Source organism: Devosia enhydra, from assembly GCF_900119845.1.
Lineage (GTDB): Bacteria > Pseudomonadota > Alphaproteobacteria > Rhizobiales > Devosiaceae > FPKU01.
Genome location: NZ_FPKU01000001.1, coordinates 1,268,526 through 1,287,317 on the forward strand (window position 1 = coordinate 1,268,526; position 18,792 = coordinate 1,287,317).

The 18,792-nt window shown below is 64.8% G+C and carries 20 protein-coding genes and 1 tRNA gene; 6 read left to right on the plus strand and 15 right to left on the minus strand.

Annotated elements, in window-relative coordinates; genetic code table 11:
• Positions 1-33: 33 nt before the first annotated feature.
• From BT183_RS06160 to BT183_RS06170, 3 genes are all read right to left on the minus strand, one after another.
• A complete protein-coding gene (locus BT183_RS06160; RefSeq protein ID WP_072339948.1) occupies positions 34-1,350 on the minus strand; it encodes a lipopolysaccharide biosynthesis protein in 1,317 nt (438 codons plus the stop codon).
• Positions 1,350-2,513: a lipid II:glycine glycyltransferase FemX gene (locus BT183_RS06165; protein WP_177282411.1), complete on the minus strand. Its 1,164-nt coding sequence runs from the start codon at positions 2,511-2,513 to the stop codon at positions 1,350-1,352. The genes BT183_RS06160 and BT183_RS06165 overlap by 1 nt, the downstream gene beginning before the upstream one ends.
• 198 nt (positions 2,514-2,711) lie before the next feature.
• Positions 2,712-3,389 carry a TerC family protein gene (locus BT183_RS06170; RefSeq protein ID WP_072341624.1) on the minus strand — a complete coding sequence of 226 codons (678 nt, stop codon included), beginning with the start codon at positions 3,387-3,389 and terminating at the stop codon, positions 2,712-2,714.
• A 350-nt stretch (positions 3,390-3,739) separates the two neighbouring features.
• Between BT183_RS06170 and BT183_RS06175 the strand changes: the two genes are divergently transcribed.
• Complete coding sequence (locus tag BT183_RS06175; protein WP_177282413.1) at positions 3,740-4,639, plus strand: transporter; 900 nt, start codon at positions 3,740-3,742, stop codon at positions 4,637-4,639.
• 118 nt (positions 4,640-4,757) lie between these two features.
• Here BT183_RS06175 and BT183_RS06180 read toward each other — a convergent pair.
• Positions 4,758-4,833: transfer RNA gene (locus BT183_RS06180), tRNA-Lys, on the minus strand.
• Between the two features lie 138 nt (positions 4,834-4,971).
• On the opposite strand from BT183_RS06180, the gene BT183_RS06185 reads away from it, so the two are divergent.
• The gene (locus tag BT183_RS06185) at positions 4,972-5,820 is read left to right on the plus strand and encodes a mechanosensitive ion channel family protein (RefSeq protein ID WP_072339954.1); all 849 of its coding nucleotides are present in this window, start codon (positions 4,972-4,974) and stop codon (positions 5,818-5,820) included.
• 6 nt (positions 5,821-5,826) lie between these two features.
• On the opposite strand, the gene msrA is transcribed toward BT183_RS06185, so the two are convergent.
• Together msrA and BT183_RS06195 are read right to left on the minus strand one after the other, a co-directional pair.
• On the minus strand, positions 5,827-6,462 hold the full coding sequence (gene msrA, locus BT183_RS06190) for a peptide-methionine (S)-S-oxide reductase MsrA (RefSeq protein WP_072339956.1): 636 nt from the start codon (positions 6,460-6,462) through the stop codon (positions 5,827-5,829).
• A gap of 88 nt (positions 6,463-6,550) precedes the next feature.
• On the minus strand, positions 6,551-6,754 hold the full coding sequence (locus BT183_RS06195) for a hypothetical protein (protein ID WP_143145681.1): 204 nt from the start codon (positions 6,752-6,754) through the stop codon (positions 6,551-6,553).
• Positions 6,755-7,025: 271 nt separating this feature from the next.
• On the opposite strand from BT183_RS06195, the gene BT183_RS06200 reads away from it, so the two are divergent.
• Together BT183_RS06200 and BT183_RS06205 are read left to right on the plus strand one after the other, a co-directional pair.
• Positions 7,026-8,138 carry a pyridoxal phosphate-dependent aminotransferase gene (locus BT183_RS06200; protein ID WP_072339959.1) on the plus strand — a complete coding sequence of 371 codons (1,113 nt, stop codon included), beginning with the start codon at positions 7,026-7,028 and terminating at the stop codon, positions 8,136-8,138.
• Positions 8,128-8,559, plus strand: coding sequence for a DUF1294 domain-containing protein (locus BT183_RS06205; RefSeq protein ID WP_210185443.1), 432 nt, complete (start codon positions 8,128-8,130; stop codon positions 8,557-8,559). The genes BT183_RS06200 and BT183_RS06205 overlap by 11 nt, the downstream gene beginning before the upstream one ends.
• 39 nt (positions 8,560-8,598) lie before the next feature.
• On the opposite strand, the gene BT183_RS06210 is transcribed toward BT183_RS06205, so the two are convergent.
• The 8 genes from BT183_RS06210 to BT183_RS06240 form a co-directional block, all read right to left on the minus strand.
• Complete coding sequence (locus BT183_RS06210; RefSeq protein ID WP_072339960.1) at positions 8,599-10,173, minus strand: 2-isopropylmalate synthase; 1,575 nt, start codon at positions 10,171-10,173, stop codon at positions 8,599-8,601.
• 372 nt (positions 10,174-10,545) lie between these two features.
• Positions 10,546-11,019 carry an SRPBCC domain-containing protein gene (locus tag BT183_RS06215; RefSeq protein ID WP_072339961.1) on the minus strand — a complete coding sequence of 158 codons (474 nt, stop codon included), beginning with the start codon at positions 11,017-11,019 and terminating at the stop codon, positions 10,546-10,548.
• Positions 11,019-11,354: an ArsR/SmtB family transcription factor gene (locus tag BT183_RS06220; RefSeq protein ID WP_072339962.1), complete on the minus strand. Its 336-nt coding sequence runs from the start codon at positions 11,352-11,354 to the stop codon at positions 11,019-11,021. Before BT183_RS06220 ends, BT183_RS06215 begins: the two co-directional genes overlap by 1 nt.
• Before the next feature lie 128 nt (positions 11,355-11,482).
• Entirely contained in the window at positions 11,483-12,370 is an 888-nt protein-coding gene (locus BT183_RS06225; protein WP_072339963.1) for a PhzF family phenazine biosynthesis protein, read from the minus strand.
• A 67-nt stretch (positions 12,371-12,437) separates the two neighbouring features.
• On the minus strand, positions 12,438-12,929 hold the full coding sequence (locus tag BT183_RS06230; RefSeq protein WP_072339965.1) for a heme-degrading domain-containing protein: 492 nt from the start codon (positions 12,927-12,929) through the stop codon (positions 12,438-12,440).
• 55 nt (positions 12,930-12,984) lie between these two features.
• A complete protein-coding gene (locus BT183_RS20720; RefSeq protein ID WP_177282415.1) occupies positions 12,985-13,140 on the minus strand; it encodes a hypothetical protein in 156 nt (51 codons plus the stop codon).
• Positions 13,141-13,276: 136 nt separating this feature from the next.
• Positions 13,277-14,296 (minus strand): ketol-acid reductoisomerase, encoded by a 1,020-nt coding sequence (ilvC, locus tag BT183_RS06235; protein WP_072339966.1) that lies wholly within the window; start codon positions 14,294-14,296, stop codon positions 13,277-13,279.
• Between the two features lie 88 nt (positions 14,297-14,384).
• The gene (locus BT183_RS06240) at positions 14,385-15,011 is read right to left on the minus strand and encodes a TetR/AcrR family transcriptional regulator C-terminal domain-containing protein (protein WP_072339968.1); all 627 of its coding nucleotides are present in this window, start codon (positions 15,009-15,011) and stop codon (positions 14,385-14,387) included.
• Positions 15,012-15,160: 149 nt separating this feature from the next.
• Here BT183_RS06240 and BT183_RS06245 point away from each other — a divergent pair, with 149 nt between their 5' ends.
• A complete protein-coding gene (locus BT183_RS06245; protein ID WP_072339970.1) occupies positions 15,161-16,285 on the plus strand; it encodes an NADH:flavin oxidoreductase/NADH oxidase in 1,125 nt (374 codons plus the stop codon).
• 61 nt (positions 16,286-16,346) lie between these two features.
• Positions 16,347-16,778, plus strand: a complete 432-nt coding sequence (locus tag BT183_RS06250) for a hypothetical protein (protein WP_072339972.1) — start codon at positions 16,347-16,349, stop codon at positions 16,776-16,778.
• Positions 16,779-16,812: 34 nt separating this feature from the next.
• Here BT183_RS06250 and BT183_RS06255 read toward each other — a convergent pair whose 3' ends face one another.
• Positions 16,813-18,741: a potassium transporter Kup gene (locus BT183_RS06255; RefSeq protein ID WP_072339974.1), complete on the minus strand. Its 1,929-nt coding sequence runs from the start codon at positions 18,739-18,741 to the stop codon at positions 16,813-16,815.
• Positions 18,742-18,792 lie beyond the last annotated feature (51 nt).

Genomic DNA, 18,792 nt, shown 5'->3' on the forward strand with positions numbered 1-18,792 from the left:
CGTTCCGCCCGGCGGGCCGGGCGTCGGCTGCCATCAGTGCGCTGCGCGCTGCCGCCAGCGGGCGATGATCGAGACATCGATGCCCGTCGCCAGCCGCGCCGTGGCCCAGAGGGCGAATGACCACGCGGTGATCGAAGCCAGTGCGGCGAGGGCTGCACCCATCAATCCGTGTTCCGGCACGAGGATCTGGTTGCCGAGAACCAGCACAACCATGCCGAGCGTCACGCCGGGCAGGCTCAGATGCGGCTTGTCATGCATCGACAGGACGAGCGCGGCCGGCCCGAAGGCCGAGCGCACGACGAGCGCGAGGCAGAGGATGAGCAGCGGGCCATAGCCGGGGGCGAAATCGGGCCCGAACAGCATGAGCATCAGCGGCCCGCCGATCGCCATGCCGGCGCACAGCACCAGCGCAAGCCCGCACGCCACCAGATTGGCATCGCCGATCTTGCGCGCGAAGCCGGCTCGATCATCGCGTCCGCCGGCCTCGAATATGTCGGGCACGATGACGGAATAAACCGCCACCACCCCGAACGAGACAAGGGCGAAGACGCGCGCGCACACCCCGAAGATCGCCAGCTCCTCGCGGCTCATATGGCCCGCGAGCAACAGCAGGTCGATGTCGAAATAAAAATCTGTGGCCAGCCCGATCAGCACCAGCGGCACCGAAAAGCGCCACCAGCGCGCAACGGGCGCGGCACGGGGCGGCTTCTCCTTCGGCACGGTCCGCGCCGCCTGAACCACGAACAGCAGATGCACCAGCGACAACCCGGCATAGCCGAAGGCGAAGATGCCGATGAGCAGCACGAGAGCCAAGGGACCATCGCCATGCGCCAGGAGCGCAGCGACAATCAGCGACGTGACCAGGACGAACGGGCGAAAGAGCGTATCGGCCGTAAAGCCCCAGAGCGGGCGCTTGAGCCCGATGAGCACAGCGCCGTTGAAAAACACCAGCGCCGTACCCGCCGCCATCACCACCGCCGGCACGAGATGGCCGGCAAGCGCCTGTCCCGGCTCGCCCAGCAGCGGCGCTATAACGGGCAGCAGCACGCCAGCCAGGATCGCCATGGCGGCGATATAGACATAGGCATGGCCAATGAAGCGCCACAGCATGTGCCCATCCTGGGCCGCGGCATATTCGGCGGAAAAATAGGTGCCGACGGCCTGAAACCCGAGCGGCAGGGCGACGGCCAGCAGGTTGATCGCTGCCAGCAGCAGCAGATATTCCCCGAGGACAGGCGCCCCCCAGAGTCGCGCGATCGCAGCCTGCGCGAGAAATGTTACCCCCGCGCCACCGATGCGCGCGGCAAAGATGATCGCCGATTGCGAGGCAAGCCGCCCCTTGATGCCCATCAGTCGTCCCTGCCCTGCGCAGCCTGCCTGTCGCCTGCGCGGCCCTGGTCCGGCTTTGCGCCTTCTGGCCGCAACCGCTCCAGAACATGGGTGGCGCGGCGCTGCACCGCGCGCATGGCGAAGGCGGCGTGCCCGACCAGCTTTGGCAGCGGCCGGCTGGCATAGATGCCGACGGCCGGCACGGGCTCGATCACCCCGGCCGTACCCACCATGCCCTTCTTGAACTGGTGGAGGCCGGCAAACCCATCCGTGCCGCCAAGATCGTACCAGCGCGCCCGCGTATTGTCGCGCAGCCAGCGGATCACATGCCAGTGGAGGAAGTAGCCGGCCCGGAGATCGAGCGCTTCGCTGTCGGTGGCGCCATAAAGATAGACCGCCCGAAGCCCGGCCTTGAAGATGATCGCACCCGCGATCGCCCTGCCCTCCCGCCGCACGAAGAACAGCTCCGGGCGCAGGCGGGGATCCGCGATGGACAACAGGTCGGGCACCGTTTCATAGGCCGAATGGTCCGGGAATTTCTTGCGGTCGACCATCGTCTCGTAAAGCGCATCGAACAGCGGCCGGCTCTCGGGCCCGGCATGCTCGAAGCTCAGCCCCGCCTTTTCGGACTTGTTGAGATGGTAGCGCCATTTCTGCGCAAAGGCCTTGCGCCGCGCCTCGTCAGGCAGGCGAAGATCGACGATGTAGCGATTGGGAAACAAAAGCTCCGGCTTGGCGGAAAAGCCGCGCCGCTCGAGCACCTCGCTTTCGGGATTGCGCGCAGAGATGCTCGCCCTTGGCAGGATCGAAAGGGTCATTCCTCGCCGGTCGGCATACTCCTCCATCAGCGCCGAAATCATCGTCTCGTAACGGGCTTCGGCCCCGTCCGAGACTTCGTCGGCGAGCATGGGCGCCCATTTGGCCACCGCGATCGCGCCGAGCCCCAGCGGCACGCGCTGGATCATCATCAGCGCCCCGCCGAGCACCGTCCCGCCGCTTTCGACCAGCACCGGCTCGAGCACAACGCCCGGCCAGCGCCGCGCCGAAAACGCCACCAGTTGCTCCTGACAGACACCATCGAAATCGGCCACCACGCTGTCCCACTCGGCTACAGGCACGCGCCGGAGCGTCGCCATAATGGCTGCGGCAGCAGGTTGAGTGCTGAGGGTGGCGGCGTGCGGCATGGCGGGCGATCCGTGACCGGGATGCGATGCCGGCAATCCTAGCCAGTCGAACATGAGCAATTTGCCAACGGGCCCGGGCCCCGGCATCTTCGCCGTCGGACTGGTTAGCAAACTGCCAGCGACATCGAAAAAAGCCCACACAAGCAAAAGGGCGCCATCCGATGGACAGCGCCCCTGACGTCAAGCGTTTGTCCTGGCTCAACCCTTGATGAAGGGAATGGCCGGCAGGGTATGCCCGAGCACCTGGTCGAGCCCTTCATAGCCCATCTTGAGCGCCACATAGAGGATGACGAGCAGGCCGATCCAGGCGATCCAGCGGAACTTGTTGAGCACATTGGCAATATAGGCGGAGGCAACGCCCATCAGCGCCACAGACAGCAGCAGCCCGAAGATCAGCACTTCGGGATGATCGTGGGCCGCACCGGCCACGGCCAGCACGTTGTCGAGCGACATCGACACGTCGGCGATCAGGATCTGGATGGCCGCCTGGCGCAGCGTCTTGCGCGGGGCGCCCTTGGCAACCGTACCGTCCTTGTTGAGGTCGGCATCGGCCAGAGCTTCGGTCGCCGCATGCTCTTCGGCATGCGAGACGGTGAGCTCGCGATACATCTTCCAGCAGACCCAGAGCAGCAGCACGCCGCCCGCGATCAAGAGGCCGCCGCCGAGCGCAAGCAACTGCGTGGTGATCAGGGCAAAGCAGATGCGCAGCACGGTTGCCGCGGCAATGCCGATCAGGATGGCCTTCTTGCGCTGGTCGGCCGGCAGGCCGGCAGCCGCAAGCCCGATGACTATGGCGTTGTCACCGGCAAGGACCAGATCGATCATGATGACTTGGAGGAAGGCGGACAGCGCCTCCCCGGTGAAGAGATTTGTTATGAAGTCCACGGCCAGACCTGTTGCGTGGTTTCGAGGAGACGAAACGGTCTTGGGCAGGCCCTCCGTCGCGCGCTGTCATACAGCGTCAGCCGCCCCCTGCGAAGAGCCCCCTGCGACATCTTGTACGATTCTTTAGGCCTAGCGGCCCATCCGGCGAAGCGAAGAGCTCTGCCGATCACCAGGCCCCGACGCTACGATTCGCAGCGAAACGTCCGATACTCCGGCAGCGCGCGAGGTCGGACCCGGCTGCAAGCCAAATCGATTGTCAAATGGGCATCCCCATGCTCCCCTCCATCATTGCGGGCGCAAAGTGGGGACGATGCGCGGCGCAGGGTCGAGGGAGGGTTTCGGTGTTCAGCAAGACTTTTGTCGTCGGCGCCGTGTTGCTTGCAACCTGTAGTCATGCACAGGCTCAAGATGGCGCGCGTGCCTACCATCCGGTGCCCAAAGGCACGAATTTCGCAAGCCTGACTGTAACGGCGCAGCAGCTGACCATCGCAGGCAGCGAATTTGGCGTGGCGGTCGTCACGCCCTCTTACCAGGGCTATTTCGAATTGGCCGGCACCGCGAGCGCGTTCCTGATCGGCATGCCGATTGGCAGTCTTTCTGCCGCTCTCGATACCGGTTTTGGAATCGTCAATCTCGAAACCGATGTCGCACCGGGCGACATGTTCATTGGCGGGCAGTTAGGTTTGTTCGGGTCGCCATCGCTGGGGCCGATGGATTACGCTCAGTACAAGCCCGGTCTTCAAGCCATTGCTGCCGCTAAGCTGTTCCTGCCAACCGGAGACTACGATTCCTCCCGGCTCTTGAACCTGGGCGGCAACCGCTGGTCGCTGCAGGCAAGCCTTCCGATCAGCTACATCCTGGCCGACACTCTGCTGGACCCGGATCTGACGACGTTCGAGCTTGTGCCCAGTGTGCATATTTTTGGCGACAACGACGACCCGTTCGGGTCCTCGACCGTGGCCAGCCAAGAGCCGCTATTCCTCCTGGAGGCCCACGTGACCCGCAATTTTGGCCCCTCGGTATGGGCGGCGCTGGACGGATATTATGTTCGGGGCGGTGAGACATCATCCAACGGCGTGCCGGACGGAAACGCGCAGGAGACCCTGTCGCTGGGGGCGACGCTGGGCTTGGTACTGAGCCCATCCCTGGCTATGCGCGCCAGTTACGTTGAACAGGTCTATTCGACGGTGTCTGATTCAAGTTTTCGAAGCGTCCGGGTCACGTCCGCTTACAGGTTCTAGCGGCAGTCGCTGACGGCGATACGCAACGCCGCGTTGCCAGCAGTGCGGAAAAAACTTAGGGCGCCAACGGCGCCCTTCGTAATTCCACCAAAGATATCAACCGCTTACGCGGAGGGCTTGGTGGGTGCACAAGGACTCGAACCTTGGACCCGCTGATTAAGAGTCAGCTGCTCTACCATCTGAGCTATGCACCCTGGGCCGAGCGGGTGTCTAGCAAAGCGATCCGGTGCTGTCCAGCGTCAGTTCGCACTTTTGGCAAATCAATGCTCTGCTAAGCTCAGAAGGCGCAGCGCAGGCTCGTCGGAGTGCGAGGCAGAGGGCTCGGGGGAGCGATGACGATCACAGAGGACAATCAGCTGGCCTTTGCCTGGCTGGGCGGACACGCGCTGGCCCTGGGCCTGGCAATGCTGATTCTCGCCATCGGCTATGTCTCGGCACGCTGGCTATCAGGCGTGATCAAGCGCCTGCTGCCGCGCGCCTATGGCGTCGACAAGAACTTCACGCCGCTCCTCGCCCAGGCCACCTATTACGGCGTCATCGTGCTGTCGGTGGTGATGGCGCTCAATCTTGTGGGCGTGCAATCGACGTCGATTCTCGCCGTGCTCGGCGCGGCCGGCCTTGCCATCGCGCTGGCGCTGCAGGGCACGCTGTCCAACATCGCCTCGGGCCTGATGCTCGTGCTGCTGCGGCCCGTCGCGATCGGGGAATACATCACAAGTGATGGCGGGGTGTCCGGCATCGTCGTCGAGATCGGGCTTTTCGGCACCCGTCTGCGGACCACCAGCGGCCTCTATGTCTTCATCCCGAACCAGAAGCTCTTCGCCTCGGCGATCACCAATCACAGCCGGGAGGTGCGCAGGCGCGTCGATATCACGGTCACCATGCCCGATGCGCTCGATATCGCCCGCGCCCGCAAGGTGCTGCTGCGGATCGCCACCAGCGATCGCCGCGTGCTCGTCGATCCGGCGCCCACCGTGCATGTCGACAGTTTTTCGGGCTCGTCGGTCACCCTCCAGCTGCGGGCCTGGACGCAGACGCCCGACTACCTGCCGACGCTCTATGCCCTGACCGAGGAGGCAAAGCTCGCGCTCGACAGGGCGCTGACGGGAGAGGAGCGCAGCCAGATCAATGTCGTGCCCGACCAGACCACGCCGCGCCCCGACAGCATTCCCAAGCCATAAGGCGGCTCAGGAGGCCGGGTTGTCCTTGGTACCGAGAAGCGCCTTGTCGCCCCAGATCTCGCGCAGCCGCGCATCGCGGCCGCAGAAGAAGCGGTACGAGGTGTAGTGGGCGGCGTTGTTGATGTAGAAATCCTGATGATAATCTTCGGCGCGGTAGAAGGTCTTGCCCTCGACGATGGCGGTGGCCGGCGTCCGTCCGAGCTCTGCCTTCACGGCCTCTTTGCTGGCCTCGGCGGCGGCGGTCTCGTCGGGGCTGGCGGTAAAGATGCCTGTGCGGTAGCTCGGCCCCTTGTCGCAGAACTGGCCCTCGGCATCGAAGGGATCGACCGAATGCCAGAAGACCGTCAGCAGCTTGTCGTAGGACGTCACGGTCGGGTCGTAAGTCACTTCCACCGCTTCGTAATGTCCGGTGGTCTTATCGCGGGTGACGGTATCGTAAGTGGCCGTCGCCGCTTCCCCGCCGATATAGCCCGAGACCGTGGCGGTCACCCCCTGCACCTTGTCGAAATCCGATTCCACGCACCAGAAGCACCCGCCGGCGAACACGGCGGTCGCCGTCTGCTGGGCTGCGGCGGGAAGCGCGGGCGCCCAACTCAGCGCGACGGCAAGGGCGAGCGTGAAAACTTGGTTCGAAATCCGCATGAGGGTCTCCCGTGGCGCGCTTCTGCGCCCGCAAGGAGTGCCCCGAGGCGGATCGAAGCTCAAGACAAAGTTCCGTTAACCCGGGGCCTCACTCGTTGCGCAGCAGGGCGCGGAAGGTCTCGAAATCGAGCACGTTGTTACGCGGCCGCTGCGGCCGGTGCGGGGTCTCGTCCATGAGCTGGATGGTGCGCTCTATGATCTGTCGCAGTTGCAGCGAATGGATATCCTCATCGCGCAGCATCGATGCCGCGCGCTGCAGATGATCGCGCGCAAGGAGATAAGTCGGAGGCAATGGGGTCTCCTGAAGCACGGGCCGGGAACCGGACTGTCTGGTTTCGGGCGCCGACGCCTGAGAATCGCCGGCAACGAGGAGAGTCTGCGCCTGCATGCTTGTCGGCTCCTTTCCGGCCGATGGTCGATTTGAATCAAATCGTCATCATTTTCGGTCAAGCCCCTGATTCAATTCTATTATGCATGACAATTTTTCGGCGCTGCCGTCGTCGCACGAGGCTCTGGCGTTAACCTGAGCCCTGATTAGACTGCGCCCCGGGGGGAGAGCATTGATGTCCAGCCGCCACTTCACGCCGCTCGCTGCGGGCCTGCCACAGACGGTGCCCTTTGTGGGGCCCGAAGCGATCGAGCGGCGCGTCGGCCAACCCATCCGGGCCCGCATCGGCGCCAATGAGAGCAATTTCGGTCCCTCGCCACGGGTCATCGCCGCGATGCAGGCGGCGGCGCCCGAGATCTGGCGCTATGGCGACCCCGAGGTGCATCTGCTGCGCTCGGCGCTGGCGCGGCATCTGGGCGTGCCGCACGCCAATGTCGTTGTGGGAGAAGGCATAGACGGGCTGCACGGCCTCATCGCCCGGCTGGTGATCGCACCGGGCGATGTGGCGGTCACTTCGCTGGGCGCCTATCCCACCTTCAACTACCATGTGACCGGTTTCGGCGGCCGCATCAGTTTCGTGCCCTATGCCGGCGATCGCGAGGACCTCGAGGGCCTTCTCGCCGCCACCCGGCGCGAGGAGCGCTGCAAGGTCGTCTATCTCTCCAACCCCGACAATCCGATGGGGAGCTGGTGGAGCGCCGCCGACCTCGAGGCCTTCATCGCCGCCGTGCCCGAGCATGTGCTCATTCTGCTCGATGAAGCCTATTGCGAGACCGCCCCTGCCGGCACCCTGCCCGACCTCGATAGCGCACGGCCAAATCTCATTCGCACCCGCACCTTCTCCAAGGCCTATGGCCTTGCCGGGATGCGGGTGGGCTACGGCATCGGGGAGGCCGGCTTCATCGCCGGCTTCGATGCGGTGCGCAATCATTTCGGTGTCACCCGCATGGGCCAGGTAGCGGCGCTCGCAGCGCTCGAGGATCAGGCCTGGCTGACCGAGGTCGTACAGCGCATCACCGCAGCACGCGACCGCATCGGGGCCATCGCCGCAGACAGCGGCCTCGTCGCCCTGCCCTCGGCGACAAATTTCGTCGCCGTCGACTGCGGCCGCGACGGCGCCTATGCGCTTGCCGTGCTCAAGGCGCTCGAAGCGCGCGGCGTCTTCGTGCGCAAGCCGATGGCGCACCCGCTCGATCGCTGCATCAGGATCAGCGCCGGCCTTCCCGCCGATCTCGATATTCTCGCTGACGAATTGCCCCGCGCTCTGAAAGCCGCCGATGGCGCGTGAGCAGCGGCCGCCCCCGCGCCGCCTTCCCTCGCCAGTGCGGCTTTATGCTCGCGTCGCGCTCGCCGCGGTTTTGTCGGGCCTCGTGGTGGCCAGCGTCGGGCTCGAGCGGATGAGCATCGTGCTGGGGCTGGCCTATGCGGCGATCGGGCTGCTGTCGTTCCTGACCTATGGCGTCGACAAGCGGCTCGCCGAGGCGGGCGGCTGGCGGATACCCGAAAACCAGCTGCACCTGCTCGATCTGCTCTGCGGCATCATCGGCGGGCTTCTGGGCCAGCTCGCCTTCCGGCACAAGATTTCCAAGCCGGGCTTCGGCGCCACGAGTTTCGTGATCGCCGCGCTGCATGCCGGCCTGCTCGGCAGCCTTGCAACCGGCCTGCTGGATCCGGCAGCGATAGGGTCCCTCGTCGCAGCGTTCGCTTGATGCCGCGCCCAACCGGGACGCGGCACCCGCTTCACGCGTTCAGCTCGCGACGGCTTCCGTGGCGCCCTGGGCCGCGGCCCCGCGCTCGATCATCAGGCGGTTGACGGCGTTGAGATAGGCGCGCGCCGACGCCACCAGCGTATCGGGCTCGGCGGCATTGCCCGAGGCGATGCGGCCATTCATCTCGAGCCGCACATGGGCCGAGGCCTGCGCGTCGGTGCCACCGGTCACGCCATCGACGGCATAGAGCACCAGATGCGGGTCCTTGCCCACGGCCTGCTTGATGGCGTTGAAGATCGCGTCGACCGAGCCGGTGCCATCGAAGCTGGCGCGCACTTCGCGCCCATCCACCGACAGCACCAGGTCGCAGCGATGCATGCCGCCGGTCTTGGAGACGACTTCCATGTCCACGAGCCGGATCCGGTCGTCCACCGATCCGGCCTCGTCATCGACAAGCGCGACGATGTCGGCGTCATAGACGTGCTTCTTGCGGTCAGCCAGGTCCTTGAAGCGCTGGAACGCTTCCTGGAAGGCGTTTTCGCCCAGCTCGTAGCCCAGTTCGCGCAGCTTGTCCTTGAAGGCGGCGCGGCCCGAATGCTTGCCCATCACCAGAGTCGTTTCCTTGATGCCCACGCTTTCGGGCGTCATGATCTCGTAAGTCTGGGCATTCTTGAGCATGCCATCCTGATGGATGCCGCTCTCATGGGCGAAGGCGTTCTTGCCCACGATGGCCTTGTTGTACTGCACGGGGAAATTCGCTGCCGCCGATACGATGCGGCTGGCGCGGCTGAGATGAGTCGATTCGATATTGGTCGCGTAAGGCATGGCATCGGCGCGGGTGCGCAGCGCCATCACGATCTCCTCGAGCGCCGCATTGCCGGCGCGTTCGCCCAGCCCGTTGATCGTGCACTCCACCTGCCGCGCGCCGCCGCGCACAGCAGCCAGCGAATTGGCCACCGCCAGCCCCAGATCATTATGGCAATGGGCCGAGAAGATGACCGTGTCGGCGCCCGGCACGCGCTCGATGATCGAGCGGAACATCGCCTCATGTTCTTCAGGCACGGCATAGCCCACAGTGTCGGGCAGGTTGATCGTCGTCGCCCCGGCGCGGATGGCCAGTTCCACGCAGCGCGCCAGATAGTCGATGGGGGTGCGCGTCGCGTCCATCGCGCTCCACTCGACATTGTCGGTGAGGTTGCGCGCCTGTGCCACAGTAGCGCTGATGATCTCCAGAACCTGCTCCTCGGTCTTTTTCATCTGATGGGCCAGATGGATCGGCGAGGTGGAGACGAAGGTATGGATGCGGCCCTGCCGGGCATGGCGGACGGCCTCGCCGGCCCGCGCGATATCGGCTGGAATGGCGCGGGCGAGGCCGGCGACCACGGCATTCTTCACATGCTTGGCAACAGCCACCACCGCTTCGAAATCGCCATTCGAGGCGATGGGAAAGCCGGCTTCGATGATGTCGACGCCCATCTCGTCGAGGGCTTCGGCCACCTGCAGTTTTTCGTCCAGCGTCATCGTGGCGCCGGGGCTCTGCTCGCCATCGCGCAGCGTGGTGTCGAAAATGAAGACGCGTTCGGTGTTGCTCGTACCGGTTGCAGCAGCGCTCATAAATCTGGTCCTTGGAAAACCGGCCGGGGCAAAAGCCTCACGCAGCCGGACGAATTATCGTTCGGTCGGTTTTATCTGCACTCCCCTGACCACCCGTCCGCATGCGGACCGCCGGTACTCAGGGGCTGATAAGGAGAAGGAGCGCGGGAAGCAGCAGCAAGGCAACAGCGATCATCGCCCGGCTCACAATGGCCTGGCGCTCGCTGGCTGCAATGGCGATGGCGCGGTTGCGCTGCATGGCTTCCATCCGGTTGCGCGTGCACCATGCCGCATGCAGCCAGGGTGTGCAAGCGCTGATTGCCGGCGGGGATAGCCATCGACAGAACGAAGTGCTCGGGCACCGGCGTGCCGGGGCCCGTTACGCGAGAGGCATCAGGCCGCGAGCCGGTCCACATGCGACACAAGATTATCCATCGTGCGTGCCGTACCGACGTCGATCCCGAGCTTCAGATACATGTCCAGATGCTCATCCGAACCGCAAGTGATGCACACGGTCATCAGTGTGCCCCCATCCCGGTCATCGAGAGTGACACGCCCCAGCGCGCCATTGGCGTCGAATACCAGCGTGTCCGGGGCGGCGATCTCTTTATACACCCCCGTGAATGGCATATGCGGCTGACCGGCGGGCACGAAGGCAAAGCCGCCGCCAATCCGAAGATCGATTTCGCAACGGGCGAGCGGCGCGCCTGAAGGGTCCCACCACATGCGGACATGGTCGGGCTCCGTCCAGGCGGCAAAGACCTTCGCCGGCGACGCGGCGAACCGCCGCCAGAGTGTGATGGTGTGGGCCTGCCGATCGATGGCGATCGTCTGGGCCGGGGTCGAACGTTCGGCATTCGCAAGCATCACTTGTCCTCCATGGTGCCCAGATGGGCGTCGAGATTGTCGAGCCGCTGTTCCCATTGCCGCTGGAACGGCTCGATCCAGTCGGCAATTGCCTTCAGGCCGTGCGGCGATAGTCGCCGGGGCCGGCGCTGCGCCTCACGGCCCGTTTCCACCAGTCCCGCTTCTTCGAGCACCTTGAGGTGCTTGGAGACGGTCGGCTGGGTGAGATTGAACGGTGCCATGAGTTCGCTGACGCTCGCCTCCCCCGCTGCCAGCCGAACAAGCATGGCACGGCGGGTCGGGTCGGCCAGCGCTCCAAAAATGGCATCCAACTGCGTTTGCTTTTGTATTTCCATTAAGCTATATAGCCATCTATCAATGTAAGAGTCAATGGCCCTTCAAGCGCCGCGAGCCGCCGCAAATGCAAAGCCCGCCAGCGACGCTGACGGGCTTTATAAAGAGACAAGAATGCGCCTTGAGGCGATCAGGCGTCGAGATCGAGCACCCCGCGCCCAACGACAACCGCATGTCCGCCGATTCCCGCATGGGTCAGCGCGTCGCCGTCCTTGCGGAGCTGGACGTGGATCAGGCTGGGGCGGCCCATCTCGTGGCCTTGCCGGATGCGGTAGGCCGACTGGCCCTCGAGCGCCTCGCGTGCGAGGAGCCCGACCAGCGCCGCCGCGGCCGAACCCGTCGCCGGGTCCTCGGCGATGCCGGCGAGCGGCGCGAACATACGTGCTGCGAGGTCATTGGCCGGCTCGCCAGGCGTTTCGGTAAAGGCATAGACCTTGCCCATGCCGATCGGGAACGTCTCCCGCCAGTTCGCCCGCTGCGGCTGCATACGCGCCAGCACGGCCGGCGACCGAACCGGCACGAGGTAGAAGGGCACACCGGCCGACATCACGGCCGGCTGGTACGGCCCGAAGCCGATATCCTCGATATCGATGCCCAGCGCGATGGCCAGAGCCGCGGCATCCGGGGGCGAACCGGCCTCGCTCGGCAGCTTGGGGAGCGCGAATCGGGCAAAGCCCGAACGCTTGTCCATCTGGTCGAGCACGCAGGTCACGACGCCGATCTGCTCTTCGAAGCGGATGGCGGTCGCCCGCGTCTGTATCGCCAGCGCCACCGCCGAGCCCACCGTGGGGTGGCCTGCAAACGGCAGCTCGGACTTGGGGGTGAAAATCCGCAACGCCGCGGTGTGACGCTCGGATTTCGCGTCGGTGATGAAGGCGGTCTCAGAAAGATTGAACTCGGCGGCGATCGCCTGCATGCGCACATCGCTCAGATGATCGGCCTTGAACACCACGGCGAGCGGATTGCCCTGCAGCCGTTCGGTGGTGAAGACATCGAGCAGGACGTAATCGAGTTTCATCGCATTCCCCCGGACAGTCGCAGCCGGGTGTGCAATCCGGGCCGCGCGCTGTCAAGCAGGCGGCCGCTCAGTCGAGCGCGATGGCCGAAATGTCCTTGCCCAGCACCTCGGCGATCGCCGCCACGATGAGCTTGTGGTCCTCGCGCTCGGGCAGTCCCGAAATGATCGCGGCGCCGATCATGCCGGCATTGGCGATCCGGATCGGAAAGCCGCCGCCCGCCAGAACATAGTCATTGGGGTCGAGCCCGCGGCGCGGCGGAAAGACGTCGCCGTCCCAGCTCTTTTCGAGCACGATGCGATAGGTCGATTTGGCGAAGCGCTGCACGGTATTGGCCTTGCGGCGCACCCAGTGCGGGTTGTCCCCTGTCGTGCCGGCCAGCGCAGAATAAAACAGCGGCCTGTCCCAGGTGCGGACATCGATCACCACGCCCTGTTGCCGCGATACGGCCATCCGCCGGGCCGCAAGACCGATCTCGAAGGCGACGCCTTCATCGAACTGATGGAACACCAGCGCCTCTTCCTGCGCGATGATCCGGCGAATGTCCTCGGCCTTGTCCATGCGGTCCTCCCTGCGACGCCTTTCAGGTGCCATAGAGAGAAGTCCCGAACAAGCCTCAGCGACCGACATCCTTTTGCGGATGCCGCGCTTTTTCAGTATCCTTGTCGTTCACGTCGCGTCCCATGTCGTCGAGATTGTCGTCGACCTGCCGGCCCGTGCGATGCTTCATCTCTTCGACGTCCGGCACGGTCCTGTCGGGTTTGCTTGCCATCATCGGTCTCCTTGCTGGGTGACCAACGCCGCCCTGCCCCGCCCGTTCCGCGCCATGAGAAAGGGCGCCGCGATGGCCTCGCGACGCCCTTTCCAAATCGGCGATGGTCCCGTGCCAGACGCCCGGGACGCTGCCTTTAGTTCTTGGCCTTGTCGACGAGGGCGCCGGCCTTGATCCACGGCATCATGCCGCGCAGCTTTTCGCCCACTTCCTCGATCTGGTGCTCGTCATGCAGGCGACGGGTCGCCTTGAAGCGCGAGCCGCCCGAACGATGCTCCTGCATCCATTCGGAGGTGAACTTGCCCGACTGGATGTCATGCAGCACGCGCTTCATCTCGGCCTTGGTTTCCGAGGTGATGATGCGCGGGCCCGAGACATACTCGCCCCACTCGGCGGTGTTGGAGATCGAGTAGTTCATGTTGGCGATGCCGCCCTGGTAGATCAGGTCGACGATCAGCTTCACTTCGTGCAGGCACTCGAAATAGGCCATTTCGGGGGCATAGCCGGCTTCCACCAGCGTCTCGAAGCCGCCACGGATGAGCTCAACGAGGCCGCCGCACAGCACGACCTGCTCGCCGAACAGGTCGGTCTCGCATTCCTCGCGGAAATTGGTCTCGATGACGCCCGAGCGGCCGCCGCCGACGCCCGAGGCATAGGCCAGCGCGATGTCATGGGCATTGCCCGAGGCATCCTGATGCACAGCGATCAGGCACGGCACGCCGCCGCCCTTGACGAACTCGCCGCGCACGGTGTGGCCCGGGCCCTTCGGCGCGATCATGATCACGTCGACGGTCTTCTTGGGCTCGATCAGGTTGAAGTGCACGTTGAGCCCATGGGCGAAGGCGATCGCTGCGCCGTCGCGGATATTGGGCTCGATATGCTGCTTGTAGATGTCGGCCTGCAGCTCGTCGGGGGTCAGCATCATGATCACGTCGGCCCAGGCCGAGGCATCGGCGACGCTCATCACCTTGAGACCTTCGCCCTCGGCCTTCTTGGCGGAAGCCGAACCCGGACGCAGGCCGACCACGATGTCCTTCACGCCCGAATCGCGCAGGTTCAGCGTGTGCGCATGACCCTGGCTGCCATAGCCGATGATCGCGACCTTCTTGTTCTTGATGATGTTGAGATCGGCATCCCGATCGTAATAAACGCGCATGGTTGTCTCCCCTTTTGGCGTCCGGCCCAGCGGGCCCTCTTTCGTCTTCGGCAGCGGAGCATTTGGCCCGCCCCGCCTGCCAAGCCTGTCAATCCGCGCCGTACAGCGCGAAAAATCTCTCGGTCGCGGTCGCCGCGTCCTTCTCGATCTGCTCGGGTGTCAGTGTCAGGTCCTCGCCCAAGAGCATGCGGATCTGCAGGTCGCGCACCACCAGCCCGAAAAAGGTGCGGAAAGCTTCCTCGCTGTCGGTGAACCGCAGGAGGCGCGCGTCGCGCCCCGCCTCCAGCACCGGCTTCAGCCTCCGGCGTACCGCCAGCGGTCCGTTTTCGAGCACGATCGCGCCCATCCCGGTCTTTTCCACCGCCGCATGCGCGATAGCGAGGCGATTGAGCACCACCGAGATGCGGCCTGAAAGCGTCGAGAGAAGATCGCTGGCGAACTGCTGCACGCTGGCGCGCAGCGTCTCGGCATCGAGCCTGCGACGATCGACGCGCGGCTGGCGCACCTTGGCCGCCTGCCACTGCACCGTCGCCGTCAGCAGCCCGTCACGATCACCGAACCATTTGTAGAGCGATTCCTTGGAGCAGCTGGCGCGCCGCGCCACCGCCGTCATGGTCAGCCCGTCGCCGCTTTCCACGAGCAGGTCGAGCGCGGCCGTCAGCACCTGCTGCTGGCGCGGCGTCCAGGTCTCGTCGCGTGTCGGCGTTGCGCTCACATCTCCCTCCCACGCCGCCGCAGCGGCTGGCCATTCCGTACCGTAACGTACGGTTCGGTTCAAGTGCCATTTCGCGGCGTGGGCTTGCAGGGGCGGCGTGGGCTGTCTATCTCTGCTTCATCGTATTTTGCCGATAGTCGGAGTGCCCCTTGTCCTCGCGCCTCTTCACGCCCTATTCGAGCCGCAGCCTCACCCTGCGCAACCGCACCGTCGTTGCGCCCATGTGCCAGTATTCGGCCGTGGATGGCCTCGCCAATGACTGGCATCTCGTGCATCTGGGACGCTTCGCGCTCGGGGGCTTCGGCCTCGTGATCCTCGAGGCGACGGGCGTCGTGCCCGAGGGCCGTATCTCCTATGCCGATCTCGGGCTCTGGTCGGATGCGCACGTCGCCCCGCTGAAGCGCATCGTCGATTTCCTGCATCAGAACGGATCGGCCGCCGGCATCCAACTCGCCCATGCCGGGCGGAAGGCCTCGACGCCCCTGCCCTGGCGCAAGGGCTTTGACGAGACCGAGGCCGAAAAACCGCAGGTGGGCTTCACGGCCTGGACGCCCGTGGCGCCGAGTGCTGAAATCCATGCCGAGAACCAGAATTTCACCCCGCCCGCCGCGCTCGACAAGGCCGGCATGCAGGCCATCATCGATGCCTTCGTGGCCTCCACCCATCGCGCCCTTGAGGCGGGCTTCGACATGGTCGAGGTGCATGCCGCCCATGGCTACCTCCTCAACCAGTTCCTCTCGCCCCTCGCCAACCATCGCACCGACGCGTATGGCGGCAGCCGCGAGAACCGCATGCGCTTCCCCCTCGAGGTGATCGACGCGGTGCGCGCCGCCTGGCCGGCAGATCGGTCGCTGGCCGTGCGCATCTCGGTCTCCGACAATCACCCCGATGGCTGGCAGCCCGAGGATTCGGTGGCGTTTGCCCGCATAATGAAGGGCCATGGCGTCGATATCGTCGATTGTTCCTCGGGCGGCTTCTCGGGCGGGCGCATCGCACCCGGCCCGCTCTACCAGGTGCCGTTCTCCGAGATCATCCGTCGCGAGGCGGGCATCGACACGATGGCCGTGGGCCTCATCGACCGGCCCGAAGACGCCGAAGCCATTCTGGAAAAGGGTGAGGCTGATCTCGTCGCGCTGGCGCGCGGCGCCCTCGATGACCCCAACTGGCCCGTGCATGCCCGCGCCGCGCTCGAAGGCCGGACCGACTATGGCCTCTGGCCCAAGCAGGCCGGTAACCGCATGCGCGACCGCGACAAATCCCTCGGAATCGCCTGATGCCTGCCGGAAATCCGGCGCATTCCCGGCGCCGGATATTGCACACTACGGAGGATGGACGATGACGACCAAGGCTGCATTACTGGCGCTGCTCGCATTGTGGGGCGTGGGCTCCCTCGTGGCCCTGCCCGCTGCCGCTCAGGAGACCTCGGGCGAAGAAGCGGCCGAGGACGAGAGCGCCGAGCGCCTGCTCACCAACCGTGTCTGGTCACGCGTCGAGGATGACGGGCTACCGGGCAAGAAGGTGATCTTCCTCTCCGACGGCACGCTGGTGCAGGACAGTTGCTGGGAGACCTACCGTCTCTCGCCTTGGTCGATGACCTCCGAGACAGCGCTGAGCTGGAACGAGGACGGCATGGACATCCCCGCCGAGATCGTCTCGATCTCGGGCGAGGAACTGGTGCTCAAACTCTCTCTGGTCGGCGGACAGACCGACGAGCAGCGCTATCGCGTCGCCGAAGTCCCCTATCTCTGCCCCGACATGCCGAAATAGCACCGGCAGCACCGCTGCCGGCCGCGCCTCGACTTTACAGGATGACCTGCGTGCCGATTTCCACCACCCGTCCCGTGGGGATGTGGAAATACTCCGTCGCGTCGGTGGCGTTTCGAGCCAGCCGCATGAACATCTTGTCCTGCCAGTAACGGATGAGACCGCGCTTGTGCGAGGGCTTCAACGACCGGCGCGACAGGAAGAACGACGTCGACATGATGTCGAACTTCCACCCCAGCTTGCGCGCGAGGCCCAGCGCCTTCGGAATATTGGGCGTCTCCATATAGCCGAAGGTGATGATCACCCGGTAGAACAGGTCGTTATACGCGTCGATCAGCACCTTCTCGTCGTCGGGCACGCGCGGCGCCGACGAGGTCAGCACCGTGAGGATGACGTTCTGCTCGTGCAGCACCTTGTAGTGCTTGAGGCTGTGCAGGAGCGCGGTGGGCGCCCCTTCGATATCGCTGGTCAAAAAGATCGCGGTGCCCGGCACCACGGTGGGGCGCTTCTTGGCGAGGTTCTCGACGAGGAATTCGAGCGGCACCTCTTCGCGTCGCGTCTTTTCGGCAAGCCTGCGACGTCCCGACATCCAGGTGGACATCAGCGTGGCCAGCACCACGGCCACCGCCGCCGGCACCCAGCCACCTTGGAAGAGCTTGGTGACGTTGGCGGCGAAAAAGCCCAGATCGATGAGCAGGAATGGCGTCATCACCATCAGCGTGGCGATGGGATGCCATTTCCATACGCGCCACATCACGATGCCAAGCAGCACAACCGTCACCAGCATCACGCCTGAAACGGCGATTCCATAGGCATTGGAGAGCTCTCCCGAACTGCCGAACGACACCACCAGCAAGAGCACGAAGATCATCAGGAAGACGTTGACCTGCGGCATGTAGATCTGGCCCGACTGCGTCTCGGAGGTATGCAGCACGGTCATGCGGGGCAGAAGGTTGAGCGCGATGGCCTGCTGGGTCAGCGAATAGGCGCCGGTGATCACGGCCTGGCTTGCGATGATGGTGGCACAGGTCGCGAGCCCGATCATTGGGATCAGCCCCCAGGCGGGCACCATCTCGAAGAAGGGGTGATCAACCGAACCCGGCTCGTGCGACAGCACATAGGCGCCCTGCCCGAAATAATTGAGCAAGAGACAGGGGAAGACCATGATGAACCAGGCGGTGACGATCGGCTTCCGGCCGAAATGCCCCAGATCGACATAGAGCCCCTCCACGCCTGTCACGGCAAGAAAGACTGCGCCCAGAACCAGCGCCGCCAGATCCGGATGGGTGGCAAGGAACAGGATGCCATAGGCAGGGTTGAGCGCCAGCAGCACCTGCGGATTGACCACGATGTGGCTGAGGCCCACGACGCCCATAACCAGGAACCAGACGGCGGTGACCGGCCCGAACACCTTCGAGACGCCCGCCGTACCGAAGCGCTGCACCATGAAGACGCCGATGATGATCACAAAGGTGACCGGCACCACCCAGCGCTCCAGATCAGGGGCCACCACGGTCACCCCTTCGACGGCCGAGAGCACCGATATGGCGGGTGTGATGATCGCATCGCCGAAGAATAGCGCCGCCCCGACCACGCCGATGGCGATGATCCATCCGGGAGCCTTGGCAAAACTGGACGCCGCCAGCGACATGAGCGACAGGGTGCCACCTTCGCCCTTGTTGTCGGCCCGGGTGACGAAGAAGATGTACTTGACCGTAACGGTGATGGTCAGCGCCCAGATGATGAGCGAAAGCAGGCCCAGCACTTCAGCTTCGAAATTAGCCTGCGGCCCGCCGGGACGCACGGAAAGCGCCTGCCGGAAAGCGTAGATCGGGCTGGTACCTATATCGCCATAGACGACGCCCAGTGCGCCGAGCACGAGCATCCGGAATTCATTGCTTTTGTGGCTGGACTGACCGGTCGCTACAACACCGGCTGTTTCGCCGGGCGTCTTGGTCTGCGTCATGTACCTTGCTCACCCTGTTTGGGGTGGCGGGCGGTTTACACCCCGCGCGAA

What these genes read in the sequence shown, in the direction of transcription:
- msrA (WP_072339956.1), bottom strand. Translation starts at nt 6,462, where the DNA reads ATGCGGATTTCGAACCAAGTTTTCACGCTCGCCCTTGCCGTCGCGCTG.
- BT183_RS06200 (WP_072339959.1), top strand. Translation starts at nt 7,026, where the DNA reads ATGTCCAGCCGCCACTTCACGCCGCTCGCTGCGGGCCTGCCACAGACG.
- BT183_RS06210 (WP_072339960.1), bottom strand. Translation starts at nt 10,173, where the DNA reads ATGAGCGCTGCTGCAACCGGTACGAGCAACACCGAACGCGTCTTCATT.
- BT183_RS06255 (WP_072339974.1), bottom strand. Translation starts at nt 18,741, where the DNA reads ATGACGCAGACCAAGACGCCCGGCGAAACAGCCGGTGTTGTAGCGACC.
- BT183_RS06220 (WP_072339962.1), bottom strand. Translation starts at nt 11,354, where the DNA reads ATGGAAATACAAAAGCAAACGCAGTTGGATGCCATTTTTGGAGCGCTG.
- BT183_RS06185 (WP_072339954.1), top strand. Translation starts at nt 4,972, where the DNA reads ATGACGATCACAGAGGACAATCAGCTGGCCTTTGCCTGGCTGGGCGGA.
- BT183_RS06225 (WP_072339963.1), bottom strand. Translation starts at nt 12,370, where the DNA reads ATGAAACTCGATTACGTCCTGCTCGATGTCTTCACCACCGAACGGCTG.
- BT183_RS06165 (WP_177282411.1), bottom strand. Translation starts at nt 2,513, where the DNA reads ATGCCGCACGCCGCCACCCTCAGCACTCAACCTGCTGCCGCAGCCATT.
- BT183_RS06160 (WP_072339948.1), bottom strand. Translation starts at nt 1,350, where the DNA reads ATGGGCATCAAGGGGCGGCTTGCCTCGCAATCGGCGATCATCTTTGCC.
- BT183_RS06215 (WP_072339961.1), bottom strand. Translation starts at nt 11,019, where the DNA reads ATGCTTGCGAATGCCGAACGTTCGACCCCGGCCCAGACGATCGCCATC.
- BT183_RS20720 (WP_177282415.1), bottom strand. Translation starts at nt 13,140, where the DNA reads ATGGCAAGCAAACCCGACAGGACCGTGCCGGACGTCGAAGAGATGAAG.
- BT183_RS06250 (WP_072339972.1), top strand. Translation starts at nt 16,347, where the DNA reads ATGACGACCAAGGCTGCATTACTGGCGCTGCTCGCATTGTGGGGCGTG.
- BT183_RS06230 (WP_072339965.1), bottom strand. Translation starts at nt 12,929, where the DNA reads ATGGACAAGGCCGAGGACATTCGCCGGATCATCGCGCAGGAAGAGGCG.
- BT183_RS06205 (WP_210185443.1), top strand. Translation starts at nt 8,128, where the DNA reads ATGGCGCGTGAGCAGCGGCCGCCCCCGCGCCGCCTTCCCTCGCCAGTG.
- ilvC (WP_072339966.1), bottom strand. Translation starts at nt 14,296, where the DNA reads ATGCGCGTTTATTACGATCGGGATGCCGATCTCAACATCATCAAGAAC.